This is a genomic window from Delftia sp. WSY_7, assembly GCF_043104845.1.
Classification (GTDB): Bacteria; Pseudomonadota; Gammaproteobacteria; order Burkholderiales; family Burkholderiaceae_C; genus Comamonas; species Comamonas tsuruhatensis.
The window spans coordinates 949,045-967,078 of record NZ_JBICLB010000034.1; the positions used below are offsets into that span (position 1 = coordinate 949,045).

General features: G+C 66.1%; 13 protein-coding genes and 1 tRNA gene. 3 read left to right on the plus strand and 11 right to left on the minus strand.

The window, feature by feature from the left end; genetic code table 11:
- Positions 1 to 72: 72 nt before the first annotated feature.
- Positions 73 to 525 (plus strand): helix-turn-helix domain-containing protein, encoded by a 453-nt coding sequence (locus tag ACF8ME_RS19060; protein WP_223275114.1) that lies wholly within the window; start codon positions 73 to 75, stop codon positions 523 to 525.
- Positions 526 to 544: 19 nt separating this feature from the next.
- On the opposite strand, the gene ACF8ME_RS19065 is transcribed toward ACF8ME_RS19060, so the two are convergent.
- From ACF8ME_RS19065 to ACF8ME_RS19105, 9 genes are all read right to left on the minus strand, one after another.
- Entirely contained in the window at positions 545 to 1,303 is a 759-nt protein-coding gene (locus ACF8ME_RS19065) for a DUF2182 domain-containing protein (protein WP_016447904.1), read from the minus strand.
- A gap of 9 nt (positions 1,304 to 1,312) precedes the next feature.
- Positions 1,313 to 2,806 carry a tyrosinase family protein gene (locus ACF8ME_RS19070; protein ID WP_392417819.1) on the minus strand — a complete coding sequence of 498 codons (1,494 nt, stop codon included), beginning with the start codon at positions 2,804 to 2,806 and terminating at the stop codon, positions 1,313 to 1,315.
- 331 nt (positions 2,807 to 3,137) lie between these two features.
- Positions 3,138 to 5,210: an IPTL-CTERM sorting domain-containing protein gene (locus tag ACF8ME_RS19075; RefSeq protein WP_392417821.1), complete on the minus strand. Its 2,073-nt coding sequence runs from the start codon at positions 5,208 to 5,210 to the stop codon at positions 3,138 to 3,140.
- A 598-nt stretch (positions 5,211 to 5,808) separates the two neighbouring features.
- Positions 5,809 to 5,883 (minus strand) — tRNA-Arg (locus ACF8ME_RS19080).
- A gap of 77 nt (positions 5,884 to 5,960) precedes the next feature.
- Positions 5,961 to 10,280 carry a translocation/assembly module TamB domain-containing protein gene (locus tag ACF8ME_RS19085; protein WP_392417823.1) on the minus strand — a complete coding sequence of 1,440 codons (4,320 nt, stop codon included), beginning with the start codon at positions 10,278 to 10,280 and terminating at the stop codon, positions 5,961 to 5,963.
- A 2-nt stretch (positions 10,281 to 10,282) separates the two neighbouring features.
- Positions 10,283 to 12,205, minus strand: coding sequence for an autotransporter assembly complex family protein (locus ACF8ME_RS19090; protein WP_392417825.1), 1,923 nt, complete (start codon positions 12,203 to 12,205; stop codon positions 10,283 to 10,285).
- 4 nt (positions 12,206 to 12,209) lie between these two features.
- Positions 12,210 to 13,397 carry a VWA domain-containing protein gene (locus tag ACF8ME_RS19095; protein WP_012203587.1) on the minus strand — a complete coding sequence of 396 codons (1,188 nt, stop codon included), beginning with the start codon at positions 13,395 to 13,397 and terminating at the stop codon, positions 12,210 to 12,212.
- 31 nt (positions 13,398 to 13,428) lie between these two features.
- Positions 13,429 to 14,163: a GNAT family N-acetyltransferase gene (locus tag ACF8ME_RS19100; RefSeq protein WP_392417827.1), complete on the minus strand. Its 735-nt coding sequence runs from the start codon at positions 14,161 to 14,163 to the stop codon at positions 13,429 to 13,431.
- Between the two features lie 8 nt (positions 14,164 to 14,171).
- Complete coding sequence (locus ACF8ME_RS19105) at positions 14,172 to 15,026, minus strand: MoxR family ATPase (protein ID WP_012203589.1); 855 nt, start codon at positions 15,024 to 15,026, stop codon at positions 14,172 to 14,174.
- A 116-nt stretch (positions 15,027 to 15,142) separates the two neighbouring features.
- Here ACF8ME_RS19105 and ACF8ME_RS19110 point away from each other — a divergent pair, with 116 nt between their 5' ends.
- Positions 15,143 to 15,817 (plus strand): cytochrome c, encoded by a 675-nt coding sequence (locus ACF8ME_RS19110; RefSeq protein WP_016450129.1) that lies wholly within the window; start codon positions 15,143 to 15,145, stop codon positions 15,815 to 15,817.
- A gap of 75 nt (positions 15,818 to 15,892) precedes the next feature.
- On the opposite strand, the gene ACF8ME_RS19115 is transcribed toward ACF8ME_RS19110, so the two are convergent.
- Both ACF8ME_RS19115 and ACF8ME_RS19120 read right to left on the minus strand, forming a co-directional pair.
- Positions 15,893 to 16,351: a DUF1841 family protein gene (locus ACF8ME_RS19115; RefSeq protein ID WP_016453732.1), complete on the minus strand. Its 459-nt coding sequence runs from the start codon at positions 16,349 to 16,351 to the stop codon at positions 15,893 to 15,895.
- A 77-nt stretch (positions 16,352 to 16,428) separates the two neighbouring features.
- Positions 16,429 to 17,028, minus strand: coding sequence for a short chain dehydrogenase (locus ACF8ME_RS19120; RefSeq protein WP_392417829.1), 600 nt, complete (start codon positions 17,026 to 17,028; stop codon positions 16,429 to 16,431).
- A 106-nt stretch (positions 17,029 to 17,134) separates the two neighbouring features.
- On the opposite strand from ACF8ME_RS19120, the gene ACF8ME_RS19125 reads away from it, so the two are divergent.
- Complete coding sequence (locus ACF8ME_RS19125) at positions 17,135 to 18,025, plus strand: LysR family transcriptional regulator (RefSeq protein ID WP_160851938.1); 891 nt, start codon at positions 17,135 to 17,137, stop codon at positions 18,023 to 18,025.
- Positions 18,026 to 18,034: the final 9 nt, after the last annotated feature.

Below are 18,034 nucleotides of genomic sequence, written 5' to 3' on the forward strand. Positions count from 1 at the left end.
CGCCTGACGGAGGAAAGAAATAGGCTGGGCCTGAGCCAAGAGGCGTTTGGCGCTATCGCGGGAGTGTCAAAGATGTCCCAACTCAACTATGAGAAGGGCGTCAGAAAGCCTGATGCGGGTTACCTCATGGCTGTCGCCGAGCAGGGAGTGGACGTCGCCTACCTGCTGACAGGTCAACGTTTGTTTGACCCGAACGCCATCCAGCATGAGCGCCCCGAACCCACCCTCGCCGCCCGCCTGCAGCAGGAGCGCCAGCGCCTGAACCTCAGCGAAGCCGAACTCGCCCGCAAGGCCGGCCAAGCCAAACAGGTCCTGCAGCAATTCGAGTCCGGCGCACTCGTCCCCGACGCCACGGCGCTGCAGCAATTGCACCTTGCCGGCGTCGATATCGGCTACGTGCTGCTGTCCCTGCGCTCCCATGCGCCCGACGCCGATGTACAGGCACTGCTGGCGCATTACGGCAAGGCGACGGACGCCGGGCGCGCGCTGGTGCGAGGGGTGGCGGAGCTGGCCGGTCGGGGGTGAGGCTCACCCTCCACAAGGTTCAGTGTCTTGTCGCCCGGCCCAGCGACGTGCGCGGCTTGCCGTGCAGAAGGCGCCGCAGGACATAGGGCAGGCGCCAGGCGGGCCGCAGCGATGGGCCTGTGCGCTCCACAAAGAGCAAAACGGCAGCAACAGCCATGGCCGGCAGGTGCCAGGCCGCGGGAAAGGCAAAGGGCGCCAGCATCCACGGCCAGCATGCCGTGGCGCATGCCACGCCGGTTCGCAGTCCGTGCTGCAGGCTGTCCCGATTGGCCGTGGGGCCGCTGGCGGCCACGGGGTACAGCCTGTGGCAGGCATTGTGGGCGCGCGTTCCTGCGGGCGATGAACTCCACAGGACCGCCACGGCAATGCAGGCAAGAATGAGCGCGGGATGCGCGGCTGCGTGCAAGAGGGCGGCAAGCGGCACCATGACCAGCCCGGCTGCCATCCACACCAGCGCATAGCCCGCAAGCAGCAGGCCCGCCGCCAGCAGGCGCCGGCGGGCCACGCTCGATCGCATGGCATGGCGCACCTGCCGCAGTGCCAGCAGCGGCATCATGGCCAGGACCATGGCCAGCCATGCCACACCGAGGATGCCGAGCGTGTGCCCGTCCAGCACCAGCGGCGACAGGTCGGCCAGCGTGACCGAGGACAGCGAGCCGCACAGCGACAGGCCGGGCGTGGCAGGCGGGCTGATGGCCAGGCTGATGAAGCCTGCCCCCGACACGGCCATCAGTGCTGGCGCGGGAGCGGTCCGCAGGTCTCTCAGCAGCGCATCCATACACGAGCCTTAGCGGGTGGCGTCCTGTGCGACCACGCTCACGCGGTCCACGGTGATTTCGCGCCCGGGATCGGCTTCGGGCTGTTCGATGGCCACGTTCAACTGGTCCAGACTGCCGCCTGCGTCCAGGATGGCCTGCGTGGCATCGGTGATGTCGATGGTGGCGCCCAGTCCGTTGCCTCCATGCGGTCCGTCGCTGGCCGAGGCCTTGGCCAATCCGAACAGGGCGACGGTGTCTGCATGCCGCGCCGCCGCCCCGGGCGAGCCGATGGAGACCGTCAGCACGCCGCTGGGCGCATTGCCGCGAATGCCTTCCAGGTGAAGAAAGTAGCGCTGTGGCCGCGGCAGCGCGGCGCCTGCCTGCAGCAACTCGACCTTTGCGGCGGGGTCCGCGATCGATACGGTGGTCAGCCGCGGCGTGCGGCCCACGATGACCCGCTCCGCATTGGAGCCCAGTACACGCGGCGCGGGCGGCGGGACCGTCGAGAATTCTGCGGGCATGTCGATCTCCTGCGGTGTGAGGCCTGCCGTGCTGGCCGTGAGCGTGGTGGCGCCCGTGCCGCTGGTCAGATTGTCATAGTCAGGGGCCAGCGCACCGCCAGGCAGGGTTTCACCCGGATCATAGGAGGCCAGCTTTCCTTCGGTGTCCGGCATGACGAAGCCGCGGCCGGCAGGTCCGTTGCTCCAGGCGGCGCTGTTGTCCTGGATGTTGCCGGGCTGGGTCAGCCAGGCGGCCCAAAGCCGGTCCACATTGCAATGGTGCACCCAGAAAATCGGGTCCAGGGCGGCATAGTCGGGGTCTGACATGAATCCATAGGGCTCCTGCAGTCCGCCGACCATGATGTGAACCAGATTGTGCGGATTGGATTCAATGGCGCCAGTGTCGCTGCCGTCATGGGAAAAGGCGGTGATGCCACCGCCGTATTCCAAGGTGCCGGGAGCGCTGGTGAAGCGGTGGTAGTCCTGGCAACCCAGCGTGATATCACGGGGAATGTCAGGCGTTGGTCCCAGGCGCTTTGACCCATTGCGCCTGGCCTTGGCCAGGAAATTGGGAGAGCCATCCGGCAATTTCTCTTCCAGGAAAGCCTGGGGTATGTTGCGTGCGGCCTGATTGCTGGAATTCAGGTAGTTCCAATAGGGAAGCGCCCAGTCCGCAGGGCCGCCAAGCTCCTTGACGGTCTTCGCCACAATGGCTTCGAATGCGGCGAGATAGCCGCGATGCCAGGGAAGAAAGTACCAGGTGCCATGCTGGCATTGGTCCCACATCTCCTCGGTTTCGGAGGTGGGTGGCAAAGGGTCCTTGGCCGAGAGCACGCCAGCACTGATCCAGCCGCTCTTGTTGATGCCATGAATGGCGGCAAGATATCTCCAGCTGGTCCTGTCCGTAATGGGAAGAGAGTAAAGGTGCCCCACGGCCTTGGAATACCAGATCAGCGTTTCATTCCAGACAGTTCCACCTTGATTGACATCACGACGAATTCCAGTCATTGCGTTCTCCTCCATGAAAGTTGGAGACTGGAGTGTATGAAGGCGTATTTTATTTTGCAAGGAATTGTTTTGTTTTATTGTGTCGGGTAGGGCATTTCAATTGATATTGAGATCGCATTTACATTGCGATCATCTCAATGGGATTGAATTGAGGATTTCCAGTATTGACCCATGGTAGGCATTGAGTCAGCTGACGGTGACGATTTTTTGTATTGGAGCCGGGTTCTGGGTTCTTGCCATGGAGCTATCAAGGAAATGCATTGAGGGACGGCAGAGAGCGGTAAGCCCGATTGCTCGTTTCGCGGCCGGTGAAATGAAAAAAGCCACCCGAAGGTGGCTTTTGTTTTCAGCCCTGGCGGCGGCGCATTCTTGCGATGCCGAACATGGCCAGAAGGGACGACAGCGCGATGATGCCCCATTCAGACAGGGTGGGAATCGCCGCAGTGCTGGCGGGTGCTGCCAGCAGTGCAAAGCCTCCCGGATCCTGGATGGATTGGTTGGCTATGCCGTCGTTGTCGCCGAGCCCGCCGTCGGTCAGCGTCAACGTGGCGCTCAGCCGGTCCGATGCCAGCACAGCGCGGTTGGCAGGCAGTTGGTACCAGTGTGGTTGAGCACATGCTGCGCCTTGGCAGTTGAAACCATCAGGGCTGGGGCCGTACTTCATGTATACCGCGCCTGCAGGCACCGGTGTGCTGAAGTTCAGGGTGACGGTTGCATCGCTGCCCAGGTTGCCGCTGCTGAGATTCAGCGAGAGCAGTCCAGAGGGGAAAGTCACGCCTTGCGGAGCGGTCGCGGGTGGCGTGGTGCTGAAGCTGGCGTTGCTCACCTGCCAACCGTTGGCTGTCTGCAGTGCGACCATTGCCTTGCTGCCTCCAGCGGTGGACCAGGGGGCTTCGCAGCTGTTGGCGCTGCCGCCGTTCAAGCCCTGGCACTGCCAGGTGTATTTGCCACTGGCGCTGGAGATCGCCGTAGCCGTGCCCGCGCTGCACAGGCCCGCTGCAGGGGCCAGTGCCGTGGCTTGGCCCGCCGCCGTGCCACAAGCGCCAGCGACTGGCACCTGTACATCAACGTTGTGCACGGTTCCTGTCGCGAAGCCCCCTGCAATGGGCTTGGCTGCTGCGGTGCTCTCGATGCCGGTGCCGTTGCTGTTGAGGTCCAGGCGCAGGCTGCCCGTGCCGCTGATGGCAGTGACGGGTACAGTCCATGTGATGCCGTTGTCGGCACTGGATGGCGTGCCCATCGTGCCGGTGGCGGTGCCTGTAGTGGTCAGCGCGAAATCGGTGCCATCCACTCCGTTGACCGCTTCGCTGAAGGTCACTGCGAAATTGATGCTTGTGGCGCTGGCTGATGGTGTGCCCTGCGGGGCAATCGATGCCACCGAGGGTCCACCCGGCGTGGCACTGGCGACGACGTTGCCGAGGAAGTCACCCCAGATCCATAAAGAAGAGGCGCCGGCTGCGGCAGATATCGTCTTGGTTTCCGTATCGGTGGCGACATCAATGACATGGACTGTGCCATTCGCTGTTACAGCATACAGCGCCGCATCGTTTGCCGAAATACCGAGGCCCGTGATACCTGAGACCTCACCGCTCAGTGTGAGCGTTTTCTGTGTTGAAGTGTTGGCAGTGTCAACGACGTGCAGTACATTGTTGTTTCCGCCAACATATAGTTTGCTGCCATTCTTTCGAACTGCTACTGCCTTGGCGGTGCCATTAATACCGCTTATTGTGATCTGAGTAACCGTGTTGTCTGCCAAATCGATGAGGCCAACCGTGTTGCCAGCATTGCTCGACGTATATAGTTTTCCGGCTCCTGTCGGGTCATAAGCCAAGCCAAATCCCGAATTTGAGACGTTTTCCAGTGTGGATAACGTGTTGGTGGCAGTATCCAGTTTTTTGATCTCACCAGTGTCTCCACACCGCACATAAAGTGAGGCACCGTCTTGGCTTAGTGCAGAGGAGATTGTCCAGCATCCCGTATTTAAGCTGGCAGTGATTTGTTTGGAGTTGGCGTCTATAATATGCAGCTTACTATTGACGTAATCACTGACGTAGGCGATGGCACCATCTGCAGAAAAGGTGATGGAGACAGATGATCCAGTGTTGTCGATAACTGCTTTTAGGGAGTTGTTTGTTGTGTCAATAACTCCCAGTTTGTTGTTGGATCTGTATTGCCCGAACCACGACTCATTGTTGGCGCCTGGTCGCAATGCAAGAGTGTAGATGTTATCATTTAACGTTGCGTCCATGCTTGCTGGACTTAATGTGGTGGCGAGTTCTCCAGTCGCGGTATTGATGACCGAAATTGTTCTGCTGTTTGAATTGGGAATATAGGCGTAATCGGCGGCGCTTACGGCACAGGCAATGAGTGAGAGCGAAGCGGCGGCGAGGACGTGCTGCAAAGAACGGCGCTGAATCATGTGTGGACACCTTTGAGGAAAACCCCTGAAAGCTTGCAATGCACGCCTTGAGGATTGGGGAGGCTGGAAAGAAGACTTGCTTAGACCGGAGGTTTGGGCCTTGGTCTCATAGTGAGACTTTTGCTACAAATTAGAACAAAAAGAAACATTCTGAATCTGAGCAAGTCTGAGCAGATCGCGTTACCAGGCGCGTCATCAGAGGGTGCTGGGGTAGGAGAGAGTCCCCCAGTTGTTGTGTTTTTGCTGCAGGTGCAGGGTCCTGCGGCCATTGAGTCTCCATGCTGCGGCAGTCGGGCAAAGGCTCCATCCAATTCATGCCAAACCGCAAGCGACTCAGTCCGCGTGCTTGATGGGTGCGCCGAGGCTGCAGCAGCTCGTCAGCCTGTGCTATCGGTTCCGTACATAGGACTGGCTCTGGACGATCGCCCCGAACGGGAGCGGGGCGAATCGCGATCTATGACGGTGTGCGATGCAAAAAAGCCCCTCAACACCCTATCCGGTGTCGAGGGGCTCTTGTCGTTTCTGCACTGTTCATGTCCCCGGTATGTCACCAGACCATTTACAGTGCGCGCAAATGATTAATGCAAAAACCATCTGATGGTCCCTCCGACAGGAATCGAACCTGTATCTGGCGCTTAGGAGGCGCCCGTTCTATCCATTGAACTACGGAGAGGAGCAAACGGCGATTGTAAACCCATGGCAGGCCCGCCCCGCGCAGCGCCGGCAGGGCGGCTGCGCGGGGGTGAGGCGTCAGTCCTTGCGCACGGTGTAGATCAGGTCCAGCGCGCTGGTTTCCCCGGTCTGGCCGCGCAGGGTGAGGCGGCGCGAGAGGTCGTAGAAGATGTACAGCGTGCCCATGGCGCCCGAGAGGCTTTGCTCGTAGGTGACATAGAGGTCGCTGGACAGGCGCTTGCCTAGGGTGAGGGCCGCGCCGGTGGAGCCCTCGCCGCCCGGTCCCTTGAAGCCGATTTCGTCCAGGCCCAGGTTGCTGGCGATCTTGCCGCTGTTGTTGCGCCCGCCGCTGAGCAGGGACAGCGCGGCTTGCTGGAGCAGGGCGCTTTCGGCGCCGCCCGTGGCGGGGTCGCGGCCCATGACCACCCAGGAGAGCTTTTCGGCATCGGGCATTTCGGGGTCGGAGTACAGGCGCACGCGCGGGGCGTTGGCCGTGCCCTGCACCTGCACGCCTGCGCGCACGGCGATGTTCGGGCGCAGCGCCAGGATGTCCAGCGAGGGGTTGGCGTAGGGGCCGTTGAAGCGGATGAGGCCGGTTTCCACGTCCAGCGACTGGCCCCAGGCGCGGTAGCGGCCCTGCACGGTGCGGATCTCGCCGGTAATGCGCGGCGGGCCGCCCGCCACGGTGGGGCCCTGCACTTCCAGCGCGCCTTCCAGGCGGGTGGTGATGCCGTAGCCCTGCAGCGCGAAGTCGCGGCCCAGGTCGAGCTTGACGAGGATGTCGGGCAGCTTGATGGTTTCCGCGCGGGCCTGGGCCTTGCGGTCGGCCTGCTGCTGCTTGCGCGCCGCTTCCTGCTCGGCCTTGCGCGAGGCGGCCGAGTGCACGACCACGTCGGAGTCCAGCGAGGGCGCGGATTCCTCGGGCAGGATGATGGTGGCGCGGTCGGTGGTGAGGTCGCCGCGCAGCGTGAACTGGCCTTGCTCCAGCCTGGCCTGCAGGCCGCCCGAGACGCTGACCTGGCGGTCCGCGCGCACCAGCACCTGCAGCCTGGTGGCCTGGGCGCGCAGGTCCATGCTCAGGCCGGAGTTGCTGCCATCGGCGTTGGGCGGGTCCCAGCGCACGAAGCCCGAGCCCGTGAGTTCGCCGCCTTCGCGCGGTGCCGTGGTGAGGTTGCCGCTGTAGCCCAGGATGCGCGCATTGCTGCCGCGCCCGCCCTGCATGCGCAGCTCGGTCAGGTCCAGGCGGTTGCCTTGCAGGCGCGCGCGCAGCACGCCGTTTTGCAGGTCGATGCCGTCCAGCGCGGACAGGATGCTCAGGCCGTCGGCCGAGAGATTGCCCTGCCACTGCGGGTTCTGGCGGTCGCCGCTGATATCGGCCTTGGCCTGCAGCGAGCCGGTGACGCGCCAGCCGGGCGGGGCGAACAGCGCCCAGATGCCGATGTCGGGCATGCGGGCGTCTATCTGGCCGGACAGAGGGGCCTTCTCGGGCCAGGTCCAGGTGCCGTCCTGCTGGGCCAGGCGCGTGCCCAGCTGCGCGGTCAGGGTGCCGGCGCGTTCGCTGTCCCAGTCGAGCTTGGCTTGCACGTCGTCGCCCTGGGCACGCACGCTCAGGCGGGCCTGCTTGATGTGGGCGCGCATGCCGACGCCGCGCACGGTACGGGTGCGCACTTCGCCGGGCTTGCTGGAGCGCGGCCCCGTGGTGTGAATGACGGTGGTGCCCGAGCCGTCTTCCACGGCCAGGCGCAGGTCGCCGGCTGCACGCTCGACCAGCAGTTCGGCCTTGAGCGCGGGGCCCGTCGTGTCGATGTCCCAGCGGGCGTTGAAGCTCAGGTCGCCGCTCAGGCCCATGGCGGCCAGCGGGGGCTCCTCGGCCATGGACAGGGCATCGACCCAGGCCAGCGGCAATGCCTGGGCGCGGCCGGTGCTGCGCAGGGCCCAGCGGCCGTCGCTGCCCTGGGTGGCGCGGGTGTCATCCCAGGCCAGCAGCACGGGCTGGGGCGCTTGGGCATTGGTGCGGCGCTGGGGCAGGGTGGGCGGCGTGACCTGCAGGCTGCCGGCCGATGCCGTGAAGGAGGTGGACAGCACGGTGCGGCCCGCGGTGCGCTGGGCGATCCGTACGGGCTGGTTGCCTGCCAGTTGCAGCTGCCATGGGCCGGGCAGGTCCTGGCCCGGACTCAGCCGGGCCTGCAGCTTGTCGATGCTGGCTTGCCAGTCCAGGGGCGCGGCACCGCGCGCCGTGGCAAGGCCTGCCTGCAGGGCCGTGTCGATCTGCGCGGTCTGCGTGCCGCGCTTCGCCTGGCCGGCCAGGGTGAGGCTGGCCTGCTCGGGCGAGCCCTTGAGGGCCAGGCGCAGCTCGGGCAGCTCCAGCGCCTGCTCGGGCAGCGTGTTGGCGGGCAGGTAGCGCAGCTTGGCGGCCTGCAGGTCGGCCTGCAGCTGCAGGCCGCTGGCGGGCAGGGGGTCGCCCACGGCGGCCTTCATGCGCTTTTGCAGTGCGCCCCATCCGCCGCGCCAGCTGGCGTCCAGCTGGGCCTGGCCTTCGATCAGGGCGCCGGCCAGCGGGTCCTTCATGCCGGGCAGCTTGCGCAGCCACTGTGTGAGGGCGGTGAGTGACGACAGCTTGAGCTGGCTGCTGCCCTGGCCTGCGGCAGGGCTGATGTGGCCGTCCAGCGAGAGTTCGGCGCCGGGCAGCTGGGCCTTCAGCACGGTCTGCAGCTTTTGCTGTTCGGTGTCGAACTGCAGGCTGCGGCTGCGCACCGAGGCCTGCAGCGCATCAAGCTGCAGGTTCTCCAGCGACAGCACGGGCTGGGCCCAGCGGCCTTTGGTGGCGAGTTTTTCTATGCGCAGGGGCTGGCGCTTGGCGCCTGCGGGCGCTGCTGCGGCCTGGATGTCCACGCTGAAGTCCACCTGCTGCTCTGCCGTGGTGCTGGCGCGCAGCTCGCCCTGCAGCGGCGCGGCTTCCAGGAGGCTGTAGAGCGCGGCGGGGTCCAGGCGCTGGACCTTGGCCTGGCCTTCGAAGACCTTGGTGGCGGGCTCGAAGCGGCCCTGGGCGTCGATGCTGCCCGAGCCTATGGCGATCTGCGCCTGCTCCAGCAGCCACTGCTGGCCGTCATAGCGCACTGCGGCCTCGATCTGGTCCAGCGGCAGGCGCTGGCGGTCCCAGGGGCCGGGCATGGCGTTGTTCAGGCGTGTCGTCAGCTGCCAGGCGGTGGTGGCTATGGCCGAGCCTGGTGCCTGGTCCGGTGCCTGTTCCGTGGCGGGTGCCTGGGCTGTATCAGCTGCCTTGCCATCCGGCCCGGCCTGCAATTCGCCGCTGATGCGGGTGCGCGGTCCCTGGGGCCAGAAGGCGGCGATGTCGATCTGGCTGAGCTGGGCGCGCGCGGTCTGCAGCGGCTGGGGCTGCCAGGGCCGGATGCTGGCCTCGATGTCCGCGTGCATGGGTTCGGACACGGGGGCGGCTTCCTTGCGCTCCCTGGCCTTGCCGTTCTTGCCATCGGCCTTGGCGGATTTCTGTACGGCGGGAGGGGCAGGCGTTTCCTCGGACACCGTCCCGGGCTTGGCATCAACCTGGAGCTTGATGCCCAGTTGCGCAGCGGCGGTGGCCAGGGTGCCGTCGATCTGTGCCTTGGCCTGCACGGCCAGCGGTGCAGGTTTGGGGGCCTTGGCTGCGGAGGCCTCGTCGTCCGAAGCCAGGGCAGGCGCCTGCAGGTCGCCCTGCAGCTCGGCCTGGATGGCCATGGGCGCGCGGGCCTGCAGGCGCAGCCTGGCCTGGTAGCTGCCATCGGCCCATTGCAGGTCGCGCACGTCCAGCTGGTGCTCGCTGCCGTCGTAGGCGTAGTGGCCTTGCAGGCCCAGTACCTCGGCCTGGGGCGGGCCTTGCCAGACGATGCGCTCCACATGGAAGGGCACGTCGATCTTCACGGGCAGCACGAGCTGCTGCAGCGGCTCGACGGGTTTCTTGTCCTCGGGGTCGGGCGTGCTGGCAATGTTCAGCTCGGCGATGCGGACTTCGCCCAGGCGCACGGTGCGCGACAGCAGGGGACGCAATTGCCAGCCGATGGTGGCGTCGCGCAGCTCCACCTTCATGGTGGGGCTTTGCCATTGCAGCCAGCCGATGCGCCCGCCCTGGCGCACGGTGCCGGTGACTTCCTTGGCCTGCAGGCTCTGGCCTGCGGGCAGCCAGCCGGCCACGCGCTGCAGGGTGTAGGCCAGCGAATCGGCACGGCCGCTCCACCACCAGGCGGAACCCAGCAGGGCGGCCAGCAGCAGGACCAGGACCAGGAAGAACCAGAGCAGGTAGCGCAGCCAGCGGCGGCGGGGCGCAGGCGACGGAGGGGACGCCTGGGGGCTTTGGTCTGGCGTGGCGGAGGAGGCAGGGGTATTCAAGCGGGAATCCACCATGGTCAGAAGTTGAAGCCCAGGCGCAGGTGCAGGCGCAGCTGCTTTTCCTGGGCGCCCCAGGCGATGTCGGCCTGCACGGGGCCCACGGGGCTGCGCCAGCGCAGGCCGGTGCCCACGCCCACGCGCATGTACATGGAGTCGGGCGCATCGCCCACGGTGCCGGCGTCCAGGAAGACGGCGTGCTCCCAGTCCTGCGTGTTGCCCTTGATGACGATGGGCCGCTGCCACTCGATGCTGCCCACGGCCATGTAGCGCCCGCCGATGACCTTGCCGCTGTCGGTGCGCGCACCGATGCTCTGGTACCCGTAGCCGCGCACGGTGTTGTCGCCGCCGGTGATGAACAGCTGGGTGACGGGCAGGTCGGCATCCTTGCGGGCCAGCAGGGCACCGCCGGAGGCGCGCAGCGCCAGGCGGCTGCGGCGCTTGGTCTCGGGATCGACCTCGCCGATGGGAATCAGGCTGAGCCAGCGGCCCGAGACACGGCCGAACGGTGTGCGCTGGGGCGTGAGCGTGGTGCCCGCGCCGACTTCCCAGGCGAAGCCGAAGCCCGAGGAGGGCGCCAGCGTGCTGTCGAAGTAGCGGCCCGTCCAGCCGTAGTTGGCCGTGACCGACGAGCTGGAGGGCGGCGCGCCCTCGCCCTGGGTCTTGGCGTAGTCGTACTGCAGGTAGTAGTTGCGGTCGATGTGGTCTTCGGACTTGGTGCGGCCGGCGCGCAGCTGCAGGCTGTTGACATCGAAGTCGCCCGAGGGCGCGCGCTCGGCCTTGGCCGTGGTGAACCAGCGCCACAGGGTTTCATCGGGCAGGGCGGTCCACTGCGTGGAGATCAGCGGGTTCTTGCGGTCGAAACGCATGCGCGTGACGGCACGCCAGCCCAGCCAGGGCAGGCGGTTGTGGATGTGGTCCACGCTCAGGCGCGGGCCGGTGTCGGTGCTCATGCCCACGCCGAAGACCCATTTCTGCATCTGGGCCTCGCGCACCTGGGCGATGACGGGCGTGGTGACCTGGGCGCCCTTGCGCTTGAGGGCCTCCTCATCCTCGGCGGCGCTGTCTCCCTGCTGGGGCACGTTGGCCAGCGTGAGGAAGACGGAGTCGTAGTAGCCGCTGCTGGCCAGGCGCAGCTGGGCATCGACCAGGGCGGTCTGGTCGTATTCCTCGCCCTCGGGCAGGCGTGCGATGCGGGCCGTGCCCACGGGGTCGTAGCGCTGGGCGCCTTCGATGCGCAGCGGGCCGAAGGTGTAGGCCGGGCCGGGCGCATAGGCCACGCTGACATCGGCCTCATGCGTGTCGGCGTCGATGTCGGCCAGGCTGGAGTCGATGCGCGCCAGCGGGTAGCGGCGCGACTGCAGCGTGCGCAGGCCCTGGCTCTTGGCCTGGCTCCAGCTGGCCTGGCTGAAGCGCTGGCCGGGCTGCAGCGGCCAGTCCTCTTCGATGGTGGCGCGCTGGGAGGCGCCATCGGGATCATCGGCATTGACGCCCGCAAAGCGCACCTGGCTGCGCGCAATGGTGGCGGGCTCGCCCGGGTCCACCTTGACGGTGACCTCCAGCGGGGCCTCGTCGGATTCGGGCGTTTCCTTGATCTCCACCGTGACCGTGGGGCTGAAGTAGCCCAGCGTGCCGATCAGGTCGCGCACGTTGGCGTCGGTGGCGCCCAGCAGCCGCGTCAACTCGCGCCGCTGCAGGTCGCTCTGGTAGCGGTAGCGGCGCAGTTCGAGGTGCTTTTCCAGCAGCTCGCGCACTTCCTTGGGCGCATCGACGACAAGGGAGAAGGCCGGGTCGCCGGTCGCTGCAATCAGCGACGGGTCCGTGTCCTTGTCATCATTCTTGGACGGCAGGAGGCTGCAGCCGCCGAGCATCAGGGCTGCACTCAACAGAAACAAAAACGCCGGCCCTCGGGCCGGCGCTGTCGCGGGGGGGAGCTTGGGCATCGGCCTATTTTGACAGCAGGCGCATGGCGTCTTCCAGACCTTTGAGTGTCAAAGGGTACATGCGGTTGCCCGTGAGCTGCTGGATGATGCTGATGCTCTGGCGGTACTGCCAGACGCCGGGCGGCTCGGGGTTGATCCAGGCAAAGCGCGGGAAGGCATGCGTCAGGCGCTGCAGCCATTCGGCGCCGGGCTCCTCGTTCATGTACTCCACGCTGCCGCCGGGCTGCAGGATCTCGTAGGGGCTCATGGTGGCGTCGCCCACGAAGATCAGCTTGTAGTCCTTGTTGTACTTGCGGATGATGTCCCAGGTCGGAAACTTCTCGGCGAAGCGGCGGCGGTTGTTCTTCCACATGAAGTCGTAGACGCAGTTGTGGAAGTAGTAGAACTCCAGGTGCTTGAACTCGCTCTTGACGGCGGAGAACAGCTCCTCCACGCGCTGCACGTGCTCGTCCATGGTGCCGCCCACGTCCATGAGCAGCAGCACCTTCACGTTGTTGTGGCGCTCCGGGATCATCTTGATGTCCAGGTAGCCCGCGTTGGCGGCCGTGCTGCGGATGGTGTCGGGCAGGTCCAGCTCCAGCTCGCCGCCTTCGCGGGCGAACTTGCGCAGCCGGCGCAGCGCGACCTTGATGTTGCGCGTGCCCAGCTCCTGCGTGTCGTCGTAGTCGCGGTAGGCGCGCTGCTCCCAGACCTTGACGGCGCTCTTGTTGCGGCCCGGCCCGCCGATGCGCACGCCGGCCGGGTTGTAGCCGCCGTGGCCGAAGGGGCTGGTGCCGCCCGTGCCTATCCACTTGTTGCCGCCTTCGTGCCGCTCCTTTTGCTCTTCGAGCCGCTTCTTGAGCGTCTCCATCAGCTCGTCCCAGCCCATGGCCTCGATGGCGGCCTTTTCCTCGGGCGAGAGCTCGCGCTCCAGCAGCTTCTTCAGCCAGTCCTGGGGAATTTCGCGCGTGAGGTCGGCCACCATCTCCACGCCCTTGAAGTAGGCGGCAAAGGCGCGGTCGTACTTGTCGTAGTGCTTCTCGTCCTTGACCAGCACGGTGCGGCCCAGGTGGTAGAAGTCGTCCAGGCTCCAGGCGTCGTCGCTCTTGGGGCCGACCACGCCGGCCTGCAGTGCCTCCAGCAGGGTCAGGAACTCCTTGACCGAGACGGGCAGCTTGGCCGCGCGCATGGTGTAGAAGAAGTCGATCAGCATGGCATCTCCCGAGGGCCCGGCGTGCGCGCCCTCATGTGCGCGCCACGGCGGTGCTGCCGTCCGAATGGCGCTGCAGCTGGTCCAGCAGCTGGGCGCGCGACTCGGGCCATTCGCCGCTGCGCAGGCTGTACATCACGGTGTCGCGGATGGTGCCATCGCGGCGCAGCGCGTGGCCGCGGATCACGCCGTCCTTCCTGGCGCCCAGGCGCTCGATGGCGCGCTGGCTGGCGAAGTTGAAGCAGTCCGTGCGCCAGCCCACCACATGGCAGGACAGCGTGTCGAACGCATGGCCCATGAGCATGAGCTTGGCCGAGGTGTTGACATGGGTGCGCTGCACGCTGCGCGCGTACCAGGTGTAGCCGATCTCCACGCGGCGCACCTCGGGCAGGATGTCGTGGTAGCTGCTGGTGCCCAGCACGCGGCCGCTGTCGTCGTCGAGCACGGCAAACGCGAAGCGCTTGCCCTGGCTGCGCTGCTCCAGCGCGGCCTCGATATAGGCGCGCACGTCGTCGGGCTCGGGCGCGGAGGTCACGCGGATGCGCCACAGCTGGCCGTCCTGCACGGCCTCGCGCAGGCCCGCTTCATGGCTGAGCGCCAGGGGCTCGAGCCGCACGCCGTTGAAGCGCATGACCACGGGCTGCACGAAGCCCTGGTGCGCCACGGCGCCAGCCACGGGGATGGTGGTGACCTGGCCGGTGATGGCCGGCACGCGCGATTCTGCGCCGGCGTGGTCGGGGCCTTCGGTGTCGGGCTTGGAATCCGGCATGGCAGGCCTCAGCGGTTGCGCTGGTTCATGAAGACCAGCTTCTCGAACAGGCTCACATCCTGCTCGTTCTTGAGCAGGGCGCCCACCAGCGGCGGCACGGCGACCTTGCCCTCGGCGGTCTGCAGCGACTCCACGGGAATGTCCTCGGCCACCAGCAGCTTGAGCCAGTCGATCAGCTCGCTGGTGGAGGGCTTCTTCTTGAGGCCGGGCAGGTTGCGCACGTCGTAGAACACCTTCATCGCGGCGGTCAGCAGCTCGCCCTGCAGCTTGGGAAAGTGCACGGCCACGATCTGGCGCATGGTGTCGGCGTCGGGGAACTTGATGTAGTGGAAGAAGCAGCGGCGCAGGAAGGCGTCGGGCAGCTCCTTTTCGTTGTTGGAGGTGATGAACACCAGCGGCCGGTGCTTGGCGCGGATCATCTCGCGCGTCTCGTAGCAGTAGAACTCCATGCGGTCGATCTCGCGCAGCAGGTCGTTCGGGAATTCGATGTCGGCCTTGTCGATCTCGTCGATCAGCAGGGCCACGGGCCGGTCTGCCGTGAAGGCCTGCCACAGCACGCCCTTGATGATGTAGTTGTGGATGTCCTTGACGCGCTCGCCGCCGTCGATGTCGGACAGTTGCGAGTCGCGCAGGCGGCTGACGGCGTCGTATTCATACAGGCCCTGCTGGGCCTTGGTGGTGGACTTGATGTGCCACTGCAGCAGCGGCATGTCCAGCGCGGCGGCCACTTCCTCGGCCAGCATGGTCTTGCCCGTGCCGGGCTCTCCCTTGACCAGCAGCGGGCGCTGCAAGGTGGCTGCGGCATTCACCGCGAGCATCAAATCCTGGGTGGCGACGTAGTTCTCGGAACCTTGAAATTTCATGGGCGGTATCAGCGTAAGTATTGATGGGGACGCTTGACGGTGACTGCCATAATCGTTCGCGCTACCCGCTCAGCAGTAGGCATCCGTCAGAACTCTTGAAGGATTGTGCGCGCAAAATGATAAAAACTTTGACCACGGTATTGGCGCTGGCTGTCGCATCTGTGACCTCTGTGGCACAGGCCCAGCAAAGCAAAGGTGACGCAAAGGCAGGGGAGGGGAAGATCGCCATGTGCATTGGCTGCCATGGCATCCAGGGCTACCAGGCCAGCTTCCCCGAGGTGTACAAGGTCCCCAAGATTTCCGGCCAGGGCGCACCCTACATCGTGGCCGCGCTGCAGGCCTACCAGAAGGGCGAACGCAAGCATCCCACCATGCGCGGCATTGCCGATCCGCTGACCGAGCAGGACATGGCCGACGTGGCGGCCTACTACGCCGAGCATGGCGTGGCCAAGGCCGCCGACGCCAAGGTCCGCGAGCCCAGCACCCAGGTCGCCGCGCTGCTGCAAAAGGGCGCCTGCGTATCCTGCCACGGCCAGGGCTTTTCCAAACCCATCGATCCCAGCTACCCCAAGGTGGCCGGCCAGTACGCGGACTATCTGTACTCCGCCCTCAAGTCCTACAAGACCGAAGGCAACCCCCACATCGGCCGCAGCAACGGCGTGATGGCCGGCATTGCCAAGCAGTTCACCAACAGCGAACTCAAGGCGCTGGCCAACTACATCGGCAGCCTCGATGGCGAGCTGCAGACCCTGCCGCAGCCCCATTTCCGCCTGGGCCACAAATCGCAGTGAATCGCGCGCAGCCCCATACCCCATAGCAAAAGCCCGCAATCGCGGGCTTTGTCTTGAGGGTGATGCACAGAGGCGCTATGCGCCGCCCGTGGCCTTGGCGCCGTCACTCGTGGCGCGGCGCTGGACTGCGGCGATATAGGCTTCGCCATCGGGCGGGCGGCCCGAACGCTGGCTTTCCCAGAGCATCTGCCCCAGGCATTCCATGGTGGCGTGGTGGGCGTCGTGCAGCGAGTCCAGGCGGCGGCTGAGCAGCTCCACGGCCTGGCGTATGCCGCGCGGCTGGTCGATGCTGCACTGCTCGCTGATGGACAGATGCATGGACAGATGCAAAAACGGATTGGTCACGCCGGGCGTGGCGTCGTAGTCGCGCAGCAGGGCGGCGTCCACGTCGGCAAGGTCATCGAAATACTCGGGATGCTCGGCGATCCAGAGGCTGGCCAGCGTCTCTATGGCCTCCATCGGCGCGCCGCTCAGCATCTTGGTGCGCACGCCGCAGAAAAAGCGCCGCACATCGGCTTGGGTGGGGTTGAACATGGTGGCGCGCAGCGTAGCACGCGGCCCTTTTGGGCGGGCACGCAAGGACTTTGCCGAGGGCCCGCCGCAAGAAGAGGTCAGAGCACCTCGAAGACCCTGCCGGTCTGGGCGCCTTCCACGCTGCGCTGGTAGGCCAGGGCCACGCGGGCGGCGGGCACGGTCTCGAAGCCGGGGAAGACCGAGCCATAGGCCTGGGCCGATTCGGTCAGCAGGGTGGGGCTCACGGCGTTGATGCGCAGGCCGCGCCCCAGTTCCACGGCGGCGCCGGTGACGAAGCCGTGCAGCGCGGCATTCACCGTCGATGCATTGGCGCCGTGGCGGATGGGCTCGGTGGCGGCGACGCCGCTGGTCAGCGTGATGGAGCCGCCGTCGCGCAGCCAGCGCTGGCCCAGCAGGGCGAGCCGCACCTGGCCCAGCAGCTTGTCCTGCAGGCCGGAGTTGAACTGCTCGGCCGTCATCTCGGACAGCGGGCCGAAGTGCAGCTTGCCGGCCGTGCTGACGATGGCGTCCACCTGACCGGCGGCTTCGAACATTTTCTGCAGCGTTTCGGGCTGCGTGAAGTCGGCGCGCAGGTCGCCGCTGTTGCGGCCCACGGTGACGATCTCATGGCGCGGGGCCAGCAGGGCGTGGACAGCGCGGCCAATGGTGCCGGTGGCACCGATGAGCAGGATCTTCATGCGGTTTTCTTTCGGAAGGAGTGAACAGGCCTCCAGTGTTTTGCAAATCATGGATGGCATAAAGTAGCCGGATCTTTTTGTACTCCTAAGCATTGGTTGGCAATCCATGGACAAGCTGCGCAATATGGAGGTCTTCATGGCCGTGGTCGAGGACGGCAGCTTTGCCCAGGCCGCGCGGCGCCTGGACATCTCGGCCGTGATGGTGGGCAAGCATGTGCAGCAACTGGAAGCCCATCTGGGCGCGCGCCTGCTGCAGCGCACCACGCGGCGCCACAGCCTGACCGAGGTGGGGCGCAGCTTCTACGAGGACAGCCGCCAGGTCTTCGAGCAGTTGCGCTGGGCCGAGTCGGCCGTGGAGCGCAGCCGCAGTGCCCCGCAGGGCCTGCTGCGCATCAGCGCGCCGACCACGCTGGGCAACCATGTGATCGCGCCGCTGGTGGCCGACTACCAGCTGGCCCATCCGCTGGTGCGCGTGGACCTGCAGTTGAGCGACAGCATGGTCGACCTGGTGGGCGAGAACATCGACGTGGCCGTGCGCATCGGCCCCGTGGGCGGCGAAGGCCTGGTGGCGCGGCCGCTGCTGCCCTATCGCATGGTGATCGCGGCGGCGCCTTCGTACCTGCGGCGGCGCGGTCATCCGCGTGGCGTGGGCGATCTGGCGCGCCATGACTGCCTGAGCTACGCGGTCTGGCAGCGCCGCTCGGAATGGATTCTGCGCGGCGACGGCTCGGCGCCGGTGCAGTGGCCCGACGATGCCCGCCTGCGCTGCAACAGCGGCGACGGGCTGCGCCATGCGGCGCTGCGCGGCCTGGGCCTGATCCTGCAGCCCGAGGTGCTGCTGGCCGCCGACATGGCCGCGGGCCGGCTGGTGCCCGTGCTGCAGGACTGCGTGCCACTGCCGCGCCCGGTGCACCTGGTCTATCTGCCGGACCGCCGCCAACTGCCCAAGCTGGCGCAGTTCGTGGACCACATGGTGCAGGCGCTGGGCGCGTCCTGAGGCCCGGTT

Coding starts and splice junctions, on each gene's coding strand:
- ACF8ME_RS19100 (WP_392417827.1), bottom strand. CDS start 14,163: ATGCCGGATTCCAAGCCCGACACCGAAGGCCCCGACCACGCCGGCGCA.
- ACF8ME_RS19085 (WP_392417823.1), bottom strand. CDS start 10,280: ATGGTGGATTCCCGCTTGAATACCCCTGCCTCCTCCGCCACGCCAGAC.
- ACF8ME_RS19070 (WP_392417819.1), bottom strand. CDS start 2,806: ATGGAGGAGAACGCAATGACTGGAATTCGTCGTGATGTCAATCAAGGT.
- ACF8ME_RS19060 (WP_223275114.1), top strand. CDS start 73: ATGTCCCAACTCAACTATGAGAAGGGCGTCAGAAAGCCTGATGCGGGT.
- ACF8ME_RS19095 (WP_012203587.1), bottom strand. CDS start 13,397: ATGCTGATCGACTTCTTCTACACCATGCGCGCGGCCAAGCTGCCCGTC.
- ACF8ME_RS19110 (WP_016450129.1), top strand. CDS start 15,143: ATGATAAAAACTTTGACCACGGTATTGGCGCTGGCTGTCGCATCTGTG.
- ACF8ME_RS19075 (WP_392417821.1), bottom strand. CDS start 5,210: ATGATTCAGCGCCGTTCTTTGCAGCACGTCCTCGCCGCCGCTTCGCTC.
- ACF8ME_RS19120 (WP_392417829.1), bottom strand. CDS start 17,028: ATGAAGATCCTGCTCATCGGTGCCACCGGCACCATTGGCCGCGCTGTC.
- ACF8ME_RS19115 (WP_016453732.1), bottom strand. CDS start 16,351: ATGTTCAACCCCACCCAAGCCGATGTGCGGCGCTTTTTCTGCGGCGTG.
- ACF8ME_RS19065 (WP_016447904.1), bottom strand. CDS start 1,303: ATGGATGCGCTGCTGAGAGACCTGCGGACCGCTCCCGCGCCAGCACTG.
- ACF8ME_RS19105 (WP_012203589.1), bottom strand. CDS start 15,026: ATGAAATTTCAAGGTTCCGAGAACTACGTCGCCACCCAGGATTTGATG.
- ACF8ME_RS19090 (WP_392417825.1), bottom strand. CDS start 12,205: ATGCCCAAGCTCCCCCCCGCGACAGCGCCGGCCCGAGGGCCGGCGTTT.
- ACF8ME_RS19125 (WP_160851938.1), top strand. CDS start 17,135: ATGGACAAGCTGCGCAATATGGAGGTCTTCATGGCCGTGGTCGAGGAC.